The sequence below is a fragment of the Pseudomonas sp. LjRoot71 genome, assembly GCF_964253255.1.
GTDB lineage: Bacteria > Pseudomonadota > Gammaproteobacteria > Pseudomonadales > Pseudomonadaceae > Aquipseudomonas.
The window spans coordinates 3,428,451-3,448,953 of sequence record NZ_CAXURA020000001.1; the positions used below are offsets into that span (position 1 = coordinate 3,428,451).

Annotated in this window: 20 protein-coding genes and 1 tRNA gene; 11 read left to right on the top strand and 10 right to left on the bottom strand. The window is 52.7% G+C overall.

Going from position 1 to position 20,503, the window contains the following annotated elements; all coding sequences use genetic code 11:
* Positions 1 to 50: 50 nt before the first annotated feature.
* A complete protein-coding gene (locus tag ACSQ17_RS16075; protein ID WP_436069638.1) occupies positions 51 to 1,031 on the bottom strand; it encodes a zinc-dependent alcohol dehydrogenase family protein in 981 nt (326 codons plus the stop codon).
* 160 nt (positions 1,032 to 1,191) lie between these two features.
* On the opposite strand from ACSQ17_RS16075, the gene ACSQ17_RS16080 reads away from it, so the two are divergent.
* On the top strand, positions 1,192 to 1,914 hold the full coding sequence (locus ACSQ17_RS16080) for a substrate-binding periplasmic protein (RefSeq protein ID WP_436069639.1): 723 nt from the start codon (positions 1,192 to 1,194) through the stop codon (positions 1,912 to 1,914).
* 12 nt (positions 1,915 to 1,926) lie between these two features.
* On the opposite strand, the gene ACSQ17_RS16085 is transcribed toward ACSQ17_RS16080, so the two are convergent.
* Positions 1,927 to 4,149 carry an LTA synthase family protein gene (locus ACSQ17_RS16085; protein WP_436069640.1) on the bottom strand — a complete coding sequence of 741 codons (2,223 nt, stop codon included), beginning with the start codon at positions 4,147 to 4,149 and terminating at the stop codon, positions 1,927 to 1,929.
* Between the two features lie 207 nt (positions 4,150 to 4,356).
* Positions 4,357 to 4,545: a hypothetical protein gene (locus tag ACSQ17_RS16090; protein ID WP_169852821.1), complete on the bottom strand. Its 189-nt coding sequence runs from the start codon at positions 4,543 to 4,545 to the stop codon at positions 4,357 to 4,359.
* Positions 4,546 to 4,868: 323 nt separating this feature from the next.
* Here ACSQ17_RS16090 and ACSQ17_RS16095 point away from each other — a divergent pair, with 323 nt between their 5' ends.
* Positions 4,869 to 5,705, top strand: coding sequence for a CvfB family protein (locus ACSQ17_RS16095; protein ID WP_436069641.1), 837 nt, complete (start codon positions 4,869 to 4,871; stop codon positions 5,703 to 5,705).
* 89 nt (positions 5,706 to 5,794) lie between these two features.
* Positions 5,795 to 5,870: transfer RNA gene (locus ACSQ17_RS16100), tRNA-Thr, on the top strand.
* A gap of 349 nt (positions 5,871 to 6,219) precedes the next feature.
* Here the strand turns inward: ACSQ17_RS16100 and ACSQ17_RS16105 are convergent.
* The 3 genes from ACSQ17_RS16105 to ACSQ17_RS16115 all read right to left on the bottom strand — a co-directional run bounded on the left by ACSQ17_RS16105 (position 6,220) and on the right by ACSQ17_RS16115 (position 9,098).
* Positions 6,220 to 7,062: a hypothetical protein gene (locus ACSQ17_RS16105; protein WP_436069642.1), complete on the bottom strand. Its 843-nt coding sequence runs from the start codon at positions 7,060 to 7,062 to the stop codon at positions 6,220 to 6,222.
* Positions 7,063 to 7,154: 92 nt separating this feature from the next.
* A complete protein-coding gene (locus ACSQ17_RS16110) occupies positions 7,155 to 8,309 on the bottom strand; it encodes a hypothetical protein (RefSeq protein WP_436069643.1) in 1,155 nt (384 codons plus the stop codon).
* A 90-nt stretch (positions 8,310 to 8,399) separates the two neighbouring features.
* Positions 8,400 to 9,098 (bottom strand): hypothetical protein, encoded by a 699-nt coding sequence (locus ACSQ17_RS16115; RefSeq protein ID WP_436069644.1) that lies wholly within the window; start codon positions 9,096 to 9,098, stop codon positions 8,400 to 8,402.
* A 280-nt stretch (positions 9,099 to 9,378) separates the two neighbouring features.
* On the opposite strand from ACSQ17_RS16115, the gene ACSQ17_RS16120 reads away from it, so the two are divergent.
* Complete coding sequence (locus ACSQ17_RS16120) at positions 9,379 to 9,678, top strand: helix-turn-helix domain-containing protein (RefSeq protein WP_436069645.1); 300 nt, start codon at positions 9,379 to 9,381, stop codon at positions 9,676 to 9,678.
* Positions 9,679 to 9,753: 75 nt separating this feature from the next.
* On the opposite strand, the gene ACSQ17_RS16125 is transcribed toward ACSQ17_RS16120, so the two are convergent.
* Positions 9,754 to 10,320 (bottom strand): recombinase family protein, encoded by a 567-nt coding sequence (locus tag ACSQ17_RS16125; RefSeq protein WP_436069646.1) that lies wholly within the window; start codon positions 10,318 to 10,320, stop codon positions 9,754 to 9,756.
* A 505-nt stretch (positions 10,321 to 10,825) separates the two neighbouring features.
* Here ACSQ17_RS16125 and ACSQ17_RS16130 point away from each other — a divergent pair.
* The 6 genes from ACSQ17_RS16130 to ACSQ17_RS16155 all read left to right on the top strand — a co-directional run bounded on the left by ACSQ17_RS16130 (position 10,826) and on the right by ACSQ17_RS16155 (position 16,081).
* The gene (locus tag ACSQ17_RS16130; protein ID WP_436069647.1) at positions 10,826 to 11,302 is read left to right on the top strand and encodes a hypothetical protein; all 477 of its coding nucleotides are present in this window, start codon (positions 10,826 to 10,828) and stop codon (positions 11,300 to 11,302) included.
* Complete coding sequence (locus ACSQ17_RS16135) at positions 11,302 to 12,417, top strand: hypothetical protein (protein ID WP_436069648.1); 1,116 nt, start codon at positions 11,302 to 11,304, stop codon at positions 12,415 to 12,417. The genes ACSQ17_RS16130 and ACSQ17_RS16135 overlap by 1 nt, the downstream gene beginning before the upstream one ends.
* Positions 12,414 to 12,800, top strand: coding sequence for a hypothetical protein (locus tag ACSQ17_RS16140; protein WP_436069649.1), 387 nt, complete (start codon positions 12,414 to 12,416; stop codon positions 12,798 to 12,800). Before ACSQ17_RS16135 ends, ACSQ17_RS16140 begins: the two co-directional genes overlap by 4 nt.
* Before the next feature lie 18 nt (positions 12,801 to 12,818).
* Positions 12,819 to 14,600: a hypothetical protein gene (locus ACSQ17_RS16145; RefSeq protein ID WP_436069650.1), complete on the top strand. Its 1,782-nt coding sequence runs from the start codon at positions 12,819 to 12,821 to the stop codon at positions 14,598 to 14,600.
* A gap of 146 nt (positions 14,601 to 14,746) precedes the next feature.
* A complete protein-coding gene (locus tag ACSQ17_RS16150; RefSeq protein ID WP_436069651.1) occupies positions 14,747 to 15,361 on the top strand; it encodes a hypothetical protein in 615 nt (204 codons plus the stop codon).
* A gap of 138 nt (positions 15,362 to 15,499) precedes the next feature.
* Positions 15,500 to 16,081: a DUF6694 family lipoprotein gene (locus ACSQ17_RS16155; RefSeq protein ID WP_436069652.1), complete on the top strand. Its 582-nt coding sequence runs from the start codon at positions 15,500 to 15,502 to the stop codon at positions 16,079 to 16,081.
* A 122-nt stretch (positions 16,082 to 16,203) separates the two neighbouring features.
* On the opposite strand, the gene ACSQ17_RS16160 is transcribed toward ACSQ17_RS16155, so the two are convergent.
* The 3 genes from ACSQ17_RS16160 to ACSQ17_RS16170 all read right to left on the bottom strand — a co-directional run bounded on the left by ACSQ17_RS16160 (position 16,204) and on the right by ACSQ17_RS16170 (position 19,752).
* The gene (locus ACSQ17_RS16160) at positions 16,204 to 16,695 is read right to left on the bottom strand and encodes a hypothetical protein (protein WP_436069653.1); all 492 of its coding nucleotides are present in this window, start codon (positions 16,693 to 16,695) and stop codon (positions 16,204 to 16,206) included.
* 453 nt (positions 16,696 to 17,148) lie between these two features.
* Positions 17,149 to 17,931 (bottom strand): hypothetical protein, encoded by a 783-nt coding sequence (locus ACSQ17_RS16165; RefSeq protein ID WP_436069654.1) that lies wholly within the window; start codon positions 17,929 to 17,931, stop codon positions 17,149 to 17,151.
* 670 nt (positions 17,932 to 18,601) lie between these two features.
* Positions 18,602 to 19,752 (bottom strand): IS3 family transposase gene (locus tag ACSQ17_RS16170; RefSeq protein WP_436067717.1). Its coding sequence is split into 2 segments (ribosomal slippage): positions 18,602 to 19,509 and positions 19,509 to 19,752, totalling 1,152 coding nucleotides; the frame shifts between segments, so codons are not numbered across the junction.
* Between the two features lie 415 nt (positions 19,753 to 20,167).
* Here ACSQ17_RS16170 and ACSQ17_RS16175 point away from each other — a divergent pair.
* On the top strand, positions 20,168 to 20,503 hold the full coding sequence (locus ACSQ17_RS16175) for a hypothetical protein (protein ID WP_436069655.1): 336 nt from the start codon (positions 20,168 to 20,170) through the stop codon (positions 20,501 to 20,503).

Below are 20,503 nucleotides of genomic sequence, written 5' to 3' on the forward strand. Positions count from 1 at the left end.
CAACAACGGCGGATAGGCGTGGTGCTTATCCGCCGTTGTCGTTTCTGGGCTTATTTCGGCACGATCAGGATCTTGCCATCGCGCTCACCACCGGCCGCAGCGGCCACGGCCTGCTTGATCTCGCTGACGTCGTAGGTGGCGGCCACACGGGTGTGCAGTTTGCCGCTGGCGATCAGTTGCACCAGTTCGCCAAACACCTTCATCTGTTCAGCCTGGCTGGCGTTCTGGAACCACTTGGCCAGCCAGAAGCCGCGCAGGCTGACATCACGGAACACAAACGACGCGGGCGAAACCTGGCATGGCTGGCGGCTCATCATGCCGTAGTTGACCAGCACGCCGCCCTCACACAGGCTGGCGGCCAGGTGATCGGTGGCTTCACCGCCCACCGCATCGATGCCCAGGCGCACGCCGACGCCGCCAGTTGCAGCGCGCACGCGCTTGGCCAGGTCAGGGCCATCGACCAGCACCACGTCACCGCCTTCCGCTTCAACGCCGGCCACCGCCGACTCACGGCGCACCACGTTGATGGTCTTGAAACCGCGCAGCTTGGCCAGTTGGATCAGGTAGCTGCCGACGCCTGAGTTGGCGGCGTTCTGGATCACCCAGTCGCCGGGCTTGAGGTCAACGAACTGGCTGAGCATCAACGAGGCGGTCGGCGGGTTGACCGTCAGCATCGCCAGTTGCTGCGGATCGGCCTCAGGCAAGGGGATAAGTTTGTTGGCCGGGGCATTCAGGTGGCTGACCCAGGTGCCGCAACCGACCGGCAGCAGCACCATCTGACCGACTTTGATGTTGCTGACCTCTGCCCCGAGTGCTTCGACGCGGCCAACACCTTCATTGCCGCCGACGGCCGGCAGGGGCGGCAGCATGCCGTATTCGCCGGTGAGTGTAAGCACGTCGGATGGGTTGATCGGCGCGGCCAGCACCTTGATGCGCACCTGGCCAGCGCCAGGCTCGGGCAGTTGCAGGGCGACGGCGCTAATTACCTCGTGGGGTTGTGGGCCGCGCTGTTGGTATTCGGCTTTAAGCATGAACATTCTCCAGTGGTGCATCGACTGACTCGGGTGCACAGAGTCTAGCCCTGCACGCGCCCCTGGCGACTAATTCGCATGCATCGATTTCAGTGATGGCGCAGTGCAGAGCCAGGGCATAGCCGTCTATGCTGGGGGCTGGTTCAGCTCGGGTATTGCCATGAAGTGGATGTGGGTCTTATTACTGCTGTCATGCAGCCTGGCGGTCTCGGCACAAGGCCTGCGGGTTGGCTTTGGTACGCACAAACCGCCTTATCTCTTCGAGGGGCAGGGGCGGGGGCTGGAGTACGACATCGTCGTGAGTGCCGCGCAGCATGCCGGCCTTGAGGTTGAGCCGCACTATGCGCCGATGGAGCGTCTGCAGTTGATGCTGACGCAGGGGAAAATCGATGCGATTACCACCACCAACGAACGCAGTGGCGGCAATATCTTCTATTCCAATGTGTACATCCGCTACCAGAACGTGGCCGTTGCCCTGCGTTCGCGCAACCTGGATATCCAGCGCATCAGTGACCTGGGGCGTTACTCGGTGAATGCCTTTCAGCGCGCGCGCTTTCTGCTGGGTAGCGAGTACCAGGCCATGGCTGAAGCCAATCCGCGTTACCGTGAGGAAGCCTTCCAGATTGCCCGCAACCGCATGCTCTACAGCGGACGGGTGGATGTGGTGGTGACGGATATGCGCATCCTGCGCTACTTCAACCGTGAGGTGTATACCCAGGTCGATGTCACCCAACCGCTGACGCTGTACCCGATCTTTGCGGCCACGGGCTACAAGCTGGGGTGCCGGCAGCAGGCTGATTGCCAGCGCTTCAATCTGGGCCTGGAAACCATTCGCAGCAATGGTGAATACGTGGCCATCGAACGGCGTTACGCCGTGCACTGATGGCTCGCGTGCTCACTGAGCGGGTATCACCTCTTCCAGCGACTCCTGGGCGGCGAGCAATTTTTCCTCGTCTTCCAGTGGGGTGCTGCGCACGCTGAAATCAACAATCTCGATTGCACCCTGGCCCTGGCCGACCAGGTGGAAGGAAAACGCCTTGCGTGCCTTGGGGTTGTCAAAGGTGAAACTGACTTCTACCGGTTGATCGCGCGTCAGCAGCGGCAGTTCCGGGATGGGCAGGGCCACATCGCGGTCGTACTCCTTGGTTTTCAGCTGCAGCTTGGCGCCTTGCTTGCTCATGCGCAGTGCGCGAATTTTCAGGGTCACACTGGTCTGGGTGTCGGCAGCCAGGGTCAGGTACTGCGCACCGACCAGGTTGTCAGCCCAGTCATCGCTGGCGTCGGGCTTGAGTTTGACGGGCTGCTGGTTGGCAAACTGGTAACTCTGCTCGCTCTGACTTGTGGTCAGCGATTGGTCGAGCACGCTGGCACGCTGGCTGACCAGCCGTGCCGGCTTGCCGGTGAAACGGCCCAGATAACGGGCGCTGTCCGCAATGAAGCCTGGGCTTTCGTAGCGGCGGCAGACACTCTGGAAATCGCATTCGGTCAATGTGCCTTGGCCGTCATGTTGGCGCAGCAGACCATTGGTGTAGGACATGATTTCCCGTCCGTTGCTGTAGTCACGCAGCATGGAGCGGCCGGAGATGCTTGCCGGTACGGGGAAGGCAAAGTAATCGAGCACCGAGGCGGTCAGGTCGACGTGGCCGTAGATGCCATGTTTGAGGGCGGGCAGTTTCGACTGTTCGGGCGCCAGCAGCAGGTTGAAACCCCAGGCCGAAGCCAGGCGCACATTCTCCACGCCATGGGACTCGTCCGAGGTAACGATCACCAGGGTATCTTTCAGTACCCCTTGTTTTTCCAGGGCGTTGAGGAAGTCCGCTACCGCGTCATCCAGGTAGGCAATTGCGGCCAGCTTGGCGTTTGGATGGCGGTCGAGGTAGTCCTGCGGCGCTGAATAAGGCTGGTGAGTACCAACGGTGAGCAGCGTCAGCATCCAGGGTTGGCGCTTGCTGCGCAGTTGCTTGACGTAGCCCAGTGCGCCTTCGAAATAGGCCTTGTCATCCATGCCCCAAGGGAACTCGATGTAGGGCTTGTTCTTGAACCAGTCGCGGCCAAGGGTCTTGTCGAAGCCCATGCGCGGCATGATCTGATCCTTGGCCATAAAGCGCAGGCCGGCACCTTGCAGAAAATGCGTACTAAGGCCGCGTTCACGCAGTTGCGCGGGCAGGCAAAGCTCGCTGCGAGCAGGGTTGTTGAGCAGTTCCACACCTTTGGGGGTGCCAGAGTCGAGCTTGTTGTAGTCGCCACACAGCATGGCGTAGAGCCCGCGAATGGTCTGGTGACCGTGCAGCACGTAGTCATAGGTAAGCATGCCGCGCTCGGCCCATTGGCTCAGACGTGGCATCGGTTGTTCCGTGTAGCTGCTGCCGATGGCCTGACGGCTGGCTTGCAGATAGGCCCCGGTCACGCCTTCCAGGGTAATGATCAGTACGTTGCGCGCACTGCCGGCTTGGGCCAGCAGCGGGGTCCCGTTGAGGTCGAGCTGGTTCAGGGCGCTGATATCCGGCGGGCTGCCGGGCTCATTGCCGTCCAGCCAGTCAGCCAGGTACTGCTGGCCGCTGTTGGTGCTTTCGGCCAGTAGTTTGTGCGGCAGGTTGAATTGCAGCCATTGATCCGCTTCGCTGGGCTTGAGTTGCTGACACACGCTGTGCACGGCAAACAGTGACAACGGCAACAGCAGCCAGGCGCGGGACAGTGGTGCGGCGCGGCGTGGTGTCTGCCAGCTGCGCAGGCCGAGATAGACTGCCACCAGCAGCGCCATGGCCAGCGCCAGCAGCGGTTGGCTTAAACCACCGCCCTGTGTGGAATGACTGACAAATTGGGCGTCGCCCAGGTACTGCAGATCGGCCGGTTCTGGCATGCGACCAACGGCATTGACCAGTTCGGCGGTACTCAGATTGAAGATGCACCAGACCAGCAACAGCGGCACCGCCAGCAGCCAGGAACGCTGATGCAGCACCACCAGCAGCAAACTGCCAATTGCCAGGTCAGAGAGATAGCCATAAGGGTGGGACCAGCCCAGTGTGTAGCGGCTGAGCATCGGCAAGGCAAGCAACAACAGGCTGAGCGCCAACAGGGTGCTGGAAGGGTGTCGCAGCCAATTGCAGGTAAAGCGCACGGGTACTCCTGGGGCATTCGCCATCATTCAGCAACGGCAATGCCGAAACAGCCGCAAAGTGCGGGCTGACATGATTCTGAAACAAGGTTGTGCTAAGCGCCAGAGGGCCAGGTGTAAATGGATAAAACAGTGGAGGAGGGAGAGGGTCAATCAAGCACTGGCCAGCGCCTTGTCATTGCGAGCAAAGCGCTGCGTGGCCAGAACGCGTTACTTTTTGCCGATGGTGATCTGCTTGGTGGTGCCGTACACCTGACCGCTGACACCTTTGGCGATTTGCTGGATTTCCCCGCCAGACTTCAGAAAGGCTTCGATCTGTGCGTCGATCGAGGCGCTGGTTTCCACGGCTGGCGCCGGCTTGGGTTTACTGTTGGATGCTTTTACGCGCATGACGGCCATTAACCTATTTAAAAATTAATTTGGCCGCGCATGGTACTCGAAATGCTTGACAATTGCTTGATAAATAAAGCTCGGATGTCAAATTGCACCGCGCAATAATTTTCCAATAGCTCGATTTAATACTGCAGTAGTTCACTAAGTAATTGTTTTAATTGAGTGCAAAATACCGGCGCAGAGTTTTCTGGCGGGCACTGTGACGTGGCAGGCCGCTGGTCAGTTGCGCAAGCCGACACGTGTTTCGGCGGGGGCAGATGTGCCCAGTTGTCGAGAAATTCAGAGGCGACTCGGCTAGAATGCCGGCCTGGTAATGAGGGTAGGGCATCATGGCGGTAATTGGACGGATGAATAGTTTGCAGGTCGTGAAGCACACCGACTTCGGCCTGTATCTGGATGGCGGCGCAGACGGCGAAATTCTCCTGCCGAAACGCTATATCCCAAGCGACAGCCCAAGTGAAGTGGAAGACTGGTTGAATGTCTTTATTTACTTGGACAGCGAAGACAAATTGATTGCCACCACGGAAAAACCAAAAGTTCAGGTGGGTGAATTTGCCAGTTTGAAAGTTGTGGATATAAATCGCGTTGGTTTATTCCTTAATTGGGGACTGCCGAAAGATTTATTGTTGCCGCACTCCGAAGAGAAACGCCCGCTGCAGATCGGTGATTACTGCGTGGTGCATGTGTTTCTCGACAAACGCAGCAAACGCATCACCGCCACCGCGCGTCTGGACCGCTACCTGGACAAGCTGCCGGCAACCTATCAGGCCGGTGAGGAAGTCGACTTGCTGGTGGTTGAAAGCACCGATATGGGCTTCAAGGCCATCATCAACGGCAAGCACTGGGGGCTGATCCACAAGAACGAGGCTTTCAAATTCCTCCGTTCCGGCATGCAGGAAAAAGGCTACATCAAGGAAGTGCGCAGCGACGGCAAGATCAGCCTGAGCCTGCAGCCGATTGGTGAAGACCTGCGTGACAGCCTGGGTGAGCAGATCATGACCAAGCTGCGTGAGCAGGGTGGCACCCTGGCACTCAGTGACAAGAGTTCGCCGGAAGCCATCAGCGCCCACTTCCGCGCCAGCAAAGGCAACTTCAAGAAGGCCATCGGCGGTCTGTACAAACAGGGTCGTATCGTCATTCACGCTGACCGCATCGAGCTACCATAGCGCTGATACGCCCTCGCAACACAGCTGCTAGGCTTGCAGCAAGCCGTACCCCGCATTGCCGTGCGGGGTACGGTGAGTCGTTTGATGTCGCCGGTGTAGCTCAGTAGGTAGAGCAGCGCACTCGTAACGCGAAGGTCGCAGGTTCGATTCCTGTCTCCGGCACCATATAAATCAGTAAGTTACGCAGTTTCATCCCGGCAGAAGTTGGCGCTCTGACAGCAGGGTGACAGCAACAGTAAAGAAAAGGCCCCGCTCTCGATCTCTCGAAGCGGGGCCTTTTTGTTCAAATCAATGATCTAAGCATAGCCGTCCGCTGTACAGACGATTTTGGCTCTCTCTCCACTCCTATGTAAGGGAGCTCCAGCCACTGGCGTCACAAACGGCGGCCCCCGCTGGGACACTGTTCTGTAGAGCTTTCAGGGGCCTCGTAGGCGGGGCTTAGAGATTCGGATCAGCAAATGAGCAGTCCTGCTGAGCTAGTCGCTTTCAGCGTTGAATTTGGAGCGGTTTGGGGCTAGCTTCCCACGCATTGAAGGGTGGTCGCATAGAACTTCTCTGCGTCTTCCCCATTACCCAACGGATTTGAAGAGTCCGGGTACTCGATAATGGTTTGAACGCTCTCGCGCTCCTTCTTGAATACGCAGCTGCATGCAAACGAATAGGCTAGAGGGTCGAGCTTCTTGAAGTCTGACGTCTCGACATGCTCCGGACAGACCTGCATCCAGGCCTTGTATGCCTCAACATCAACTGCCGGCAGCAGCATTGCGGAAGCTGCATTTATCTGCGCGGCCATACTTGAAGCGAAGTCCTCACCCTTAGTCGCGTTCAGCTTTTCGAAGTGAATAAGCTCAGCCGTGCCAGTCTTAGCCACGCCGGCCTTTTCCCATTTGCTTACGGCCTGGACTAGGCCGTAGCCACTGCAGTAAACGTCGGTAGTCGTATCGTCAACAACAGAAATACATGGCTTCAGCTCACCGTTTGGTCCTTCGTGCGTAAGTCCCGTCTTTAGCACTCCAGCCTTAACCGGATATGAATCGGTGAACGTGAGCGGGTATTGGTTAGTTTTCACCATAGACTTATGGATGATCGCGGTATCGCTGATTTGGTACTGATTCGAGATCGGTGGGTAAATTTTGTCTGCGACCGTAACACCTACCTTGTTTACCCGACCATTGTTGCTCGAGATCGCCTCAATCTTATACGCAACTATCTTGCCTTCTTCCTTATAGGCAACCGTTTTCAGGTAAGCGCCCTCAATCCCCAGATAGGCAGCCGTACTTTGCTCTTCAGGCTTACAGCCCATCGCCAATCCAATGGCTATAGTCAGCAGGCTTGCCACACCAATTTTTCGCATCATCGATCCCTCATTGCCCAGAAAACGTTGTGAACTTTGAATTCTTTTAATTGCTATTAGGCTTTAGCACGGAAAAATATTCATGGACGGTAATTCTAGTTTTGCGACTTGTTGATAAGAACCTTGTTAGCGCAATAGGTCACATAGAGTATCGGAAAAAGCAAAGTTAGTAGCATGCTTGGTGAGGTGCCATAAGTCTTTGCGATATCATTGCGCATAATTGCGGATATGCCACTCAACGCAAGAATTCCAATCGCAAGCGATGAGAGAAGTGGCGGCCCCTCTTGAGGCATTACATCAATAAATATTTCAAAAGATATTGCAGCAAAAATCAGCAGCCCATTGGGCTTGAATTTGACAGGCAACTGATTTAGAGCAAGCCATATGACAAGAATCCATAGTATTGAGCCGCCAGGTATCAACATACCGAAAAAGGCCGCAAGTGATGCAGGGACAATTAGTATCAACTTTCCTGGCAGTTTCGACATGGGCAGGGTAGGTTGATTTTCAGCGGTCTTACTGACTGAGACAGGCAATCCTCTTGCCTTGAGTTGGGCAATAATTTTTGCAGCCTGATCCTTCAGTAATCCTTGGCGTATCGGTAATAGGTCATCTTTGAATGCTGCTCGAATTTGACTTTCAGGTTTATTCAATAAAGCAGACAGCTTGCTCACTTTTTCTGAAGCATCTTGATCAGATAGGCCGGCCTTGTTAAATGATACGTTAAATAATTCAACGGGCTCAGGTTTTGACTTGATTAACTTCTGGATGGCTGGAATGAAACCATCAATGCTATCGTACATGTTTCGGGATATCTCAATTACTTTACGACCAATCAGGCTGTTGTAGGTAAGCTCAATAGCGTGGCTTGCTGCTTCGGCTGAGACAATATGCTCGGCAGGTATGACCAACCCTTGGTGCATAAAAGAAGCCGGAATATGCACCGCTTTTGAAGTCACGACTAAGGCCCCTTGCGCGCGCCTTGCTGAGCATACAAAACGGATACACATATCAATCAAAAATATTGCAACCATCATAGAAATAGTGCCGAGAGCGACAAGTATTGAAGCTGCAGTTTCTCTATGATCAGGAAACCTAGCCAACAATCGCTGAATTGGGGAAATATCTAATAGGGGCTCAGAGGGGTAGAGGAATAGGACGCAGATGGCAATCATGAGCAAAGCACCTAATACAAGCATGCCGCCCCCCTTTATATAACTGGCTTTACTACTAAATAAAATATTATCCATTTATAGCTCAACTTTTTCCATGAGCCCGCAAAGGGCTTTTTTAGGGGGTGTTAACCGGTAGCCGAACAGCGCGAAAACCAATAATTTGAGCTATAAATTACCACAGTCACTTGCTACAACCTCAAATCGAGCAATGACTACACCATCGTTGCCGCTATATGAGAATATGTATACCCCGCCATTTTGAAGCGAAGATGCCATTCCTTGGCTATTACAAACACCATTCGTAACTGTTGATTGAGCGCTCGCGAGATCCCAAGTGCGTTTGATGTCTTGGGAGGAGTAGCCTGGGAATGAATAGAAATATGTTAGCTTAGCGCCAGGCCCCGCAATGGTTTGATCCAGTCGGGTATTTTGATCCACCATGATTGGGCCTTTTGCATTTGCTTCTGCAGCCGCTTTGGCAAAGCCTTCAGCAACCTGACCTAATTGTGAGGCTTCAGCTACTTTGTACAATCCATCTAGTGAGCCTTGGGCACTCAAGCCACAATAGCTTTCACAAGATCTTGTCGTTACTTTCAACATGTCTCCATCAAGGCCCAGCAAAACAGTACATTTATCCTCTGGATCGCTTGAGGTATATACCGCACGGTGTGCATCAACCATTACCGCAGCCCCACTAATCTCGCACACGTGCATATCGACAGATGAATTTATAGAGAACTCTACTGCCTGTCCCGATGCCTTTATAGATGCAATTGCATTGTCTTTTGAGTATTCATTTGCGGTTTCGGCATACGCATTGTTTATGCCCATGGCCGCTATAGAAAACAAAACTCTCTTCAGCATATTGAACTCCTTGAGAAAGGTCGCATGACCTCTAATTCACAGTAACCGTAGTACGGTATGTCCACTTCAAGAAAGCGCTGGCATTTGTATCTAGCTTTAAAGCAGCTTCACCCTGCACCGGCAGGGGTATTTCTTATGCAGCCCGCCAGAAGATATGCGATGGCTACCCTCACGCGGCAACCCTCTCAGCAGTTGTCGCTCGCGGATACTACCAAAACGGTAGCACCTGGCGCATACCAACACCGGACGATCTTGTTCTTTGCTGACAACAAAGAACGCCATGTCCACTCTGTCGAAGAGACTCAAAGAAGCACGATTACTAGCAGGGCTGTCCCAAGAGCAGCTCGGCCTTCGCATCGATCTTGATCCGGCATCCGCGAGCACGCGGATGAATCGCTACGAGCTTGCGAAGCGTGAGCCGGATCTTGAGCTGGTTGAGCGGATCGCTGACGAGTTGGGCCTGCCGGCTGCGTTCTTCTATGCAGTCAGGGACGAGGAAGCAGAGCTGCTGCGGCTGTTCAACACGCTAAGTGCCGAGGGGAAAGAGCGGGTGCTGGGGTTGCTGCGGGGAGAGTCTTGATCGGGGGCTTTGTGAAATGACACCGATTGAAGCCTAATATCAACTCAGGCACCCGGGTTAATCCAATATGCCAGTCTAAGGGGCATTCCAAAGCCGCTTAACCGTGCTCAAGCTGATTACAAGCTCGGCGGCCACTTGAGACTGCGACATGCTGCGCCTCTTGAGCGCTTGTACCTGTTCAGATGATGCTTTTACAGGGCGCCCCAGAGCCTTACCCTCTGCCTTTGCGCGCTCTAGGCCTGCCTGAGTGCGCTCAATTAACAGATCCCTCTCGAATTGCGCCACTGCTGCGAGAACGGTCATTGTCATCTTGCCTGCCGGGCTAGTCAGGTCAACGCCGCCAAGTGCCAGGCAGTGAACCCTAATGCCCATACCCTCTAGCCGCTGCACGGTGCTCTGCACATCGATGGCATTCCGCCCAAGTCTGTCCAGCTTGGTCACCACAAGTACATCGCCGGACTCCATGCGGTCTAGCAGTGTGTTGAAGCCTTTACGTTCACTACTGCCGGTGCTGCCCGAAATAGTCTCCTCAATGCAGCGCTGGGGCTGGATATCGAAACCTGCGGATTTGATCTCTTGAACTTGATTCTCTGTGGTTTGGCCTACGGTAGAAACGCGGCAGTAGGCAAAGGTGCGGGACATGGTTGAGCCCTATATTGGTGTCAAAAACGTAGGCTCATTATTTATTTGTGCTCATAAATAGTCAACCCATAATTTATGGCACCTCTATGGGGGCCAGTTTATCCGGGGTCATAAACGGTCGTTTATGGCCTAGTCGATACTACGAATAGACACTGGATATCTCCGGCACCATCACTGGCTCGCAATGCATACACTTTGGCCAGTGCGATGGTTTGCCGACCAATCCAGGAGCACCCTGCCAGACCAGCGATCTCTTGCTTATCCAGACCGCTATTGCTGCGGTAACCCACGTCCTGAGGTGCCTGGCATAACCGGCTTTCATGGGGGGCGAATCACGCGCGCTGTGGCAATTCCAAGCTGCCAGGGCGCTTCTTGAGTGCCGACTCACTAGCTGGCAGTGCCGCTGGCTACTTGGGGTGGCGGATAGTTGGCGCCATTGATTTGTACTCCGGTTCACTTATAGAGTGTCACATTGCCATCGCACTCATGGACGGAGGAATACAAAATGCGTAATCGCGTCATCATCGCTTCGCTGCTTACCACCTTGGGTCTGTCCGGCTGTGCCCAAGTCATCCCAGCTCTTAACTCGGAAGGGAAGAGCCCAATGGTGGGTACTTGGCAGGGACAGATGAATTGCCGCCTTAGTGCAGATCAGCGCACGCAAAAGATCATCTGGTCTTTCAAGGAGTCGGGAACGACCGGCGTAGCTACTGGCGAGGTCTACTCGCTGTCGAAAAATCTCTTGGGCGTGGAGGAGTTGGTGGTAATCACCGCTGACGCGACCGTAAACGCAGGCAAAACGCTCTTCATCGACCAGAAGGAAGTCATCGTCAATCCCGGTAGCCGTTGGGCTCCGTCGGATTGGGAGGGCACCCTTGCAAGTGAAGATAGCCTCACTATGGATGGCTGTGGCACTAGCATGACGCTGACTCGCACGTCCAAGGAATACAACCCTAATGCATGGATGCTTTGGAGCAAGTGATGCGTGAACGAGTCGTAAAAGGCCTCTGTTTGTCGATCATCACTCTGGGCATCCAGTCGCAGGCTTACGCCATTCCAGCATTGCCGGCAGACGCCAACATGGATCGCTTACCCGAGCAGGTTGAGCTGATGCGGCGTGGCTATTACATCGAGGCTTGGGGCTCTCTAAAACGCTTGAATGCACCCGATCAGCTCGGCTGTAAAGGTTTCGAGATTCAGGCCCATCGAGGTCATCCACAGTATACGGAGAACGGGCCGGGCGCAGTGATGACCGGCATCACCAGCCGTTTCAACGGTGTTGAGGTTGATGCACGGCAGCTGGGCGATGGCAACTGGGTGTTTAACCACGATGCTACAACGGGGCGAACGCTTGTCCATCGTAATGGCGATGTATCCCTGAGAAGCCTCGATCTCAACTCGTGGATGACTGCAAAAGGCCGTAATCGGCTGGGGGCAGCCACCAATGAGGATATCTATGGCGCATTCGACATCTTGGCCGTTGTAAACGAGCTCACCCACCCTGCGCAGATAATCAATATCGAGATCAAGAGCGATACAGGGCTGCAATGTGGCTCGCTAGGCACATTCGACGCTGGTGTGAAGACCCTGTTCAGCAGGGGCAAGATCGGCTACAGCAGCATGGATGGGTTGCCACCTCTGCAATGCATACGCCAGTTCAACAAGGACGCTTATGTGGCGCTTATCCAGGGCCCAAGTCAGCCTGCGCTGGAGAAATGGGCCGTAGCCAACCATGGCGACGAGCTAAGCAGGCTTAAGGGGCGCCAACGCCTCATGGCAGGCGCCCGCCTGGCCACCCAGGCATTTGGTGTCTACAAGTATCCGCGCTGGGCTACTGCGGCCGCTCTCACCGAGTTGAAAACCAAGATCGGGGGCGATGTAGGGCTCCATGTCGAAATCACCGATCTGTTGTCCGATCCTGGCCTCACAACTCGTGCTCACAAAGCCGGCATCAGCAAGGTTATGACTTACACCCTGACGGATAACGAGAGCCACATTGAGGGCCTGAAGCAACTCAAGGCCAGAGGCGCCATGCCTGACGGTGCAATTGTCGATTCGACGCCGATCAAGACCTGCAAAATGCTGGGGTTGGAATGAACACCAAAGCGATTATTGGCCTTTTAGCTGTATCAGTTCTGTCGGGCTGCGCTCAACACCAAGCCAGCTCAGAGGAACCCGGCAGCAGTCTTAAGTCGCGGAAAGTCATGTTCATGAGTAACAAGGTCGCCGACATTATCCGCCAGCTGCCTGCCGATGCTGACCTTGAAAACATGGCTGATCAGCAAACCCTGGTCAAAGAAGGCATGTATCTGACCTGGAGCGGTGAACACCGTTACCTCGACGAGGCCGCCAACAAGGCGCGGGTGGATTCGGTTGTCAAACCCGTAGAGGCCCCGGCAGCCCCGCGCAATAAAGCAACGCCTATCCAGTCTGAATCCATTCAGATGGACACGATGCCTGCACCAATCGTGATCGAGTGATTTAGCAAGGACAGCATTTTGGAATCGCAGAAGCGCACTTTGTGGCCGTTCGTCTTCGGAACGATCAGTCTGATTTACGTACTCATGGAGTTTGTCTTTAACGCAGACCTGGTAGACCTCGCATCTTCGGCAACACCTGGCGCTGATGAGATGGAGGCCATCGCTCTTCGTGGAGAAACGCTCTCGGGTATTGGTCTGGCTATAGCCCTCATGACCCTGCTTAAGCTAACCAAGCCACTCAAGGATCGAGGCACTCTGCTCTCACTCGGTATTTTTACGGCCATGGCTGTGTTTGCCACGGTACCGTTCATGCGCTGGGCTCAGCCGGCTCTGATCGATAGCCTGGTCGACAAGACTACGGCTGAAGACCGAAGCAGCGCTCTTGGCCTGAATCTCTTCAAGTTCGGCGTCGCCCATGGCGCCATCCAATTGAAAGGCCAGCAGTTGGGTACCACTCCAGAGGATAAGGCTCTTCTAGCCCTGCTTGGGCCGATGGCTAGCGGTAATCAAAAGATCGAGAGCATCGTTCAGGCCAACCAGAAAACAATTTTTGACCGCGTGCTGATTGGTACCAGTAACAGTACCTCTGTGCGCAGATGGAACGAGTACCAGCAAATACGCCAAGACGTGGCATCGAAGTACAACCAGTACGCAGACAGCGCTAACAAATACGAGTCGTCGCTGATATCTGCCTCTGGAAAAACAGGCGGCCAAGCTAGCAATACGCTGGCGGCGATCCGCCAAGGCGTTGAGGCTGACTACAAACGTCATCTGGAAGCAGGGCGACGCTTTGAGGACTCATTGTTGGCGCAAGAGTCAGTCGTCAGTGCGGAAGTCCGTAAATATGCCCAGTCAATCAATTCGCGCTCACCTAGCGCGAGTTACGCCCCTGCCATGCAGCGTATATACGGCTTCACTCCAGACATCGAGCAGTACCTGTCGATCGACGGCTCCCGCAAGCTGAATGAACAAACGATCCGTAGTGGGCACTTGCGCCAGATAGATCGCGCCTTTGCTCTGAAGTCTGATGGCATTCCACGCAAGATCACCCTCAACCAGTTCCTGCGCCATCCAACAGTCTGCAAGAAGGCCCGTGCGCAGGTGGTGGCTAAAGGCATGAGCCTACCCGGCAACTGGTGCCCAGACGATGAAGTCGCTGTTACTGCCTCCGTTAGTAACGAAGCGCAGAAGCGCGTGAGGACAGAGTGGGAGAAAGGCACCAAGGCGAAGTTCGGTCAAATTGTGGAAGCCAATCTGACCGAGGGCCAATTCCGCAACCTCCCATCCGTTCAACGCAGCATCCGCGAAGCTTTGGCTAATGCACCTTGTACCAAGGGTAATGCCTACCTGAGTGCAGCCCAGTTTAAGGCTACATGTATTGCTCCGGAATTCGACAGGCAGCGTGTCGAACTGAAGTCGGCATTCAGCGCACCGGTCGAGCAGCTGGGCGATGACGGTATCCACTCTGATAAAGGGAGGCAGGCAGTCAAAGCGCTGGTCATCCCTCCGGTTGCCATGGCGATAAGTCTGTTCTTCAGCCTTCTGGCAGCAATGAACCTGCTCTTCAAGGCGCTTCCGAAAAAGGTGATGTTCCAGAGTATATACGCCAAGGGCGCCGCCTTTGCTGTGCTGCTCATCTGGCCTGCCCTGGCCGCACCTGGCAAGCACAGTGCCATGGCTGAACTCGTCCTGAATGACGGTCATGGTTATCGGGGAATTTACACATGGGTCATAAATGCTGAGCCAACCGTTTATAAGATTGGCAAAGCATTTAGTAGGGGCAGCTCTCGCAAAGGTTGAGCGGGAGAAGGCATTCGGAAATAGGCTAATTGAACATTTTCAGGCCGAACGATTATTTCACCAAGGAGCTTCACAGCATTAGAAAAATACAAAATTTATTTATATTGGCTGAATTAAAGAATAGATAAATTATCAAGGAAAATTCTATGGAAGATTTGACTTACAAAGGCGAAGAGCTTGAGTTTTGGGGCGTGACTGGCGAGGTTTTGTCTAGCAGCAAAAATAAAGAAACCCAAGTCTACTCAACCGGAGGGGGGCTAGTTGGAAGTGACGGCCATGTTACACAACCCCAAGTGCACTCTACAACAATCACAAATCATGAATTTTGGATTAAAAGAGAGAACGGTGTAGAGGAGCCAATCCGTCTGAGAGGGGTTGATATACCCCTGAGAGCTGGGCAAAAAATAACAATAATTTCGGCCCGTAAAAAAAGCTCAGGTATCGGCTGTATGAGCATTTTAGTAAACCATACCGCTAGTAAACACTGGTATATCAATGATGCTAAGGAGCTCAGCAAATATCTAGAAGCCTTTAGAACCACTGGTAAAACATTCTTGATTGCATTGATCGCATGGTTCGGTATTTTCTTTTTGGGGGATTGGCTGGGGGATGGCAGTGAAGCTTTCACTCTAGCTGGTTGGGTCTTCGCCGGGATTGTTTTGTATCGAGTCCCTGTCGGTCTGTGGAGACGATTTCAATTTAATAAGCTGCTCGCCTTACATCTCGAATCCTTAGCGAAAAGAGCATATCAAAATAGTTGATACTCTAGTGCAGAGCTACTTGTGCCATAGGGTATTACCCTTGCACAACCAATGATGTGAATTAAGGGTAAGCGTCTGCCCAAGTAATTTTGCGTTAGCAAACTATGCAGAAAAATCTTCTCAATAAGGAACTTCACCATGAAACACGTTCTTCGTACTTGGGTTGTTCTGACCCTGGCTGGTCTGATTTCCGCCTGCGGTGGCCCAGAACTGAACGGAAAATCTCAGGAAACCCTCCAGTCCTCGATGAAAGAAATCATTGAGTCTCTGGATACCAAGGAAGCCCACCAATTTCAGGAAGATTTTGTCTTCATCAGCACTTCCATGATGAAGGACGTGAAGTTTAACTTGAGCGCCATCAGCGCTAAGCAGAATGAGCTTCTGGAGACTTTTGACGGTAAAACCGCCGAAGACGTGGCTGACATGGCCAATGAGATACGTGAAGCGAAGAAAGTCGCAGATGAAAAGCGCGGCCCGGTGATCAATGGCGAATCGATCTCAACCTTTGAGAGGTCGATGCAAGAACTTGCGCAAAGCCTGAGTAATGAAGAGCGAGCACAGCTTAAAGTCAACATCGAAATGATCAGCATGGATATTTCCAATCAATACAAGGGCCAATTGGTTGGAAAAGAGCTAGCTAAGACTAAATTCTTGCTCGCCATCGATGGCAAGTCCTTCAGCGAAGTGGCTGAAATGGCGGATGCACTCCGCACCAATTAAGGTCGATCTTACTTGCTCAAAAACCCAGCTCATGCACGGCTGGGTTTCTCGACATTTACTCGATTAGGGATGGCCCGAAAAAAGCCGGCCCCTTTGCTCACATTCAAAGAGAGATGTTGAGTTCATGCGTGGCTTTGCAAATAGAGCTCAGCCTCTAGCAGACCGGCTTTAATGCGCTCGGCAGAAGCACTGTAAAAGCCCAGGAAGTGATAGCCATCAATCGCGATGCCGTTAGCATTGATATTGCCAAAGCCAATGAGCATATGCTTGGCAATTTCTTTCACCAGTGCGAGAGCCTTGTGGCTACACAGGCAAAAAATTTGTCCCGCCGATGTCAATTTCCAGAATTCATCCTGCAAGTCGTTGTCAGCGGCAATCCGCAGAATGGCATCAATGGTTTCCTCCGGGAGAGGCGCCGAAGCATCACCAACCATCAGTAGGAATGGGCGCGTGTAGGTCAAGCTAGCATCATCATTAAACGCTTCCAGGTCGCGCCGATAATTATGCACCAGCGCCTTCATTTCCTCGGCCGCCTGAGAAGTCAGCGTTTCATCAACAAGCGCTCGCATGAATTGAACAGTTTTCTTCATCATTTCTTGCTTGCTCAGGGTCATCGTAAATCTCCAGGCATGGTTATCCTCTGAATATTCGCCTTTATCAAAAGGCCCACTGAATGTACTTGCGCACAGTGCTTGAACAGATACTCGTCGAGATATTATTTTTGCCCGTTAGCCCCAGCCTGTGATTTAGCACATATTCGTCACGGATGTAAGCTTCAGGCTGTTCTCATTGCACTCAAAGCAGCGAGCAATTTCTTTTAATTCGCTAGTTGGTGCTGGATAGGTGCCGGTTTTACAAGAATACTCGACAAGCCCCAGATGGCCGCTTTCCGTTAATTCAAGCGCAACCACAACCCGTGGAGTTTCTGAAACGAGAAATCTTTCTTGCGCGCCACAAGTACAAGTATAGCCATAAATAACACGGCTTAACGGTTCAGAGGGGTAGCGAAGCTGTTCTATCGAATGGTATGCCATCGTATTTGACCATATAGATAATGGGTTATTAAGCTATTTCAGCGGCTTTAGATGCAGCAGGAACTCTCTTTTAAAGCTTTTAATATCTACGGGGCCTCCCTGTAAGGCTATGAATGCCGCTTCATAAATGAAGTCTTTGAACTCGCTCCATTTGCCAGGATTTTTAAGCGTAGCATGGGTGTATTTAGGCTTAATAAGCGATCCATAGCGCTCATAAAACATCGAATTGTATGTTTTGCTCGTTTTAATTTTTTCTAGGGCTATATACCCAGCAATCATTAAGGTTCTGAGTTTTTTTAGCGTTCGCGCTCTTTTTCCGCCATAAGAAATGAATCTGGTTAGCTCATCAACATAGATAATGTATTTAGATTCATTGCCGGGGCTGCTTTCGAGTATTCTCTTTTGACTAAGCTCAAGCAGCAGATTATCTAGATGATTTTTCTTTTGAAAACGTAGAAAAGCTATATCTCTTTTAGGATCAATTTTCAATATTTCTTCAATGTGTCGTCTTTTTTTAGACTTGCGCAGATCTTTTATTTCAATGTAATTATTGACGATATCTCCTAAATAAAGCTCTACTTTCTTAAGAATCGTATTGTTGTCCATATCGTCGTCAACAGCCCATTTTTCAACTAGATGGCTGCGCTTTATCTTTAATCCCCCAGAAAGGTAATTGTTCCCAAAATTTCTATTCTGGTACGAACCCCCATAAAACAGGTTTTCATAATGTAATAAACCTATTGAGTTTTTGCCTTTCGCTGGCGCGATATGGCAAATCTCTATATCTCCTTTTGGTTTGTTCTTGATGAAATCCATGGTTATCGTGAAAGACTCTAAATTGTGATTGCTTAGAATCTGCACGGTTCCTGCTCTTCGGCACTCCTTTATTAGGTAGGTTATATGGGGAACCTGTACTAACAGTGATTTTCCCTTCTTAATACGAGTTTCCGTAGAAAGCTTTTTCCTAGATGCTATCTTTCTACAGTTGGTAGAGCAGTATTTCTTATTTTTCCACTGCTTAGAATTCTTTAATATTGGTGTTTTACATTCCTTGCATGGTTTGGTCATGATGGGTTACCTAGCGACGCATACTATTCATCTATATAGATGATGTGAGGGTGTATAGGGTATGTGGATATATAGGACTATCTAAGGTGTACCTATACCACTACTAGCCACCCCCAACCTGTTAGATACCGTACAAGGTCTTTTCTGTCCGGTTGAAAGGCACAAAGACGTGTATTTGGGGGTGAGTTACGGCAAATACGCGCAATTTGGGTAAATCTGATGAGCCGATTGCAGGTTGGTTGCAATGATTCTTCAGGTCTCAGCCACCGACTCGCCCTAAGGTATCGCCGGGTATTCAAAACGCTGTTTCAGGCGACCTCTCTTTGGGATAAGAGCCGGTCGCATTGCAATTAGATGTCACGGGAAAGTTATGCCGGGTCGTGATCACCTCCGCCGGGAATGAATCGCCCCGGATTTCCTAGACACTTTCCAGGCTCAGTAAATGTCGCTTCTCAAACTCTACCGGTGACAGCTGGTTGTTGAAACCATGTCGGCGTTTTGGGTTGTAAAACATCTCGATGTAGTCGAACACATCAGCGCGAGCATCCTGCCTAGTGCTATAGATCTTTCGCCTGACCCGCTCCCGTTTCAGCAGCTGGAAAAAGCTTTCCGCTACCGCATTGTCATGGCAGTTGCCACGTCGGCTCATGCTGCCAAGCAAGTTGTTGGCTTTCAGGAAACTCTGCCAGTCGCCGCTGCTGAACTGGCTACCCTGATCTGAGTGAATCATTACTTCCAGCTTGGGCTTACGCCGCCAAACCGCCATCAGCAATGCATCAATAGCCAGGTCGCTGGTCATCTGCGGCTTCATTGACCAGCCAATTACCTGCCGCGAAAACAGGTCGAGCACCACCGCCAAATACAACCAGCCCTCATAGGTGCGGATGTAGGTTATGTCCGTAACCCAGACCTTGTTGGGTTCGGTGACATTGAATCGACGCTCAAGATGATTCGGAGAGGCCACTGGAGGCTTACCACCATAACGGCCCGGTCGACGCCGATACCCTGTCTGCGAGCGCAGTCCTTCCTGGCGCATTAATCGAGCAACGCGATGCCTGCCGCACTGTTCTCCCAGCTCACGCAGGTCGTCATGGATTTTGCGGTAACCATAGACGCCACCGCTTTCTAACCAGGAGTGCTTGATCAAACCCAGCAGACGCTGATCATCCTTAGCTCGTGCCGACTTCGGCTCAGACAGCCAGGCGTAGTAACCGCTGGCATGTACTTTCAGGGTCAGGCACAGACGGCGAACCGAATAGTCTGCGGATAGCTGACTGATGAAGGCGTACTTCAGCCGCACTCCTTGGCAAAGTACGCGGCGGCCTTTTTTAGGATGTCTCGCTCTTCGGTCACGCGCTTGAGTTCAGCACGCAGGCGACGTAACTCAGCGTGTTGATCGTCTTCTTGTGCCCGCTGCTTTTGGGGCTTGCTGTAGCGCTTCACCCAGGCATACAGACTGTGTGTCGACATGCCCAAGCGAGCAGCTACCTCAGCCACCGGCAGACCCCGTTCGGTCACCTGCTTGACTGCTTCGATTTTGAATTCTTCGGGATAACGCGGGTTACTCATGGCACCTCCTAATGGGCCGTATTATGAGGCCTGGAGGTGTCTACGAAACTAGGGGCGATTCACTGGTTGGTAGGTGTCGTATACCCTATAAGCCTTATCCTGGGGCTTTAGATTGGCGACGTTTTGCGGGGTTAGCTTGATCTTCATGTTCGTCCTGACAGCGCTGTGACAGCAAATATGACTATACCGGCCCGTATCCATGGACTCAACTGGACTATAAGTTGCTGATTTTAAAGGTAAGTTGTTGATTTGCTGATGTCTTTAAACGCACTCGTAACGCGAAGGTCGCAGGTTCGATTCCTGTCTCCGGCACCACCAACCTGCTAGCGTCGGGCCCTGATCAACGGTGTGAACTTGCGTTGCGGCGCTGCTGCCCAAGTGCTGCTGACGTAGTGTTTTCGAGGTCGAGGTGTTTATGGCGTACTACAGATCGGTTGTCGCTCTAGTCGGTTTACTGCTGGCTGCGCCGCTCTATGCCGAGCAACAGGCCCCGCAAACGCTGCGGGTCATTCCGAAAACCTACATCAGCCCGGGTGCCAGTGGCAGCATCGGCAGCTCGCAGACCATCGAAAGCCATAACCTCTATGGCGGGCAGCGCCTGCCTGACGGCTTGCAGCGCCATGAGCAACGCTATGACAACCATTCGGTGGAAAGTCGCGGGGGGATTCAGCAGAGCATCGAATACCCCAACGGCTATCGGGTGCAGCAGTACCCTGGGCAGAGTACTCAGTACCAGCAGCGCAGCCGTTGA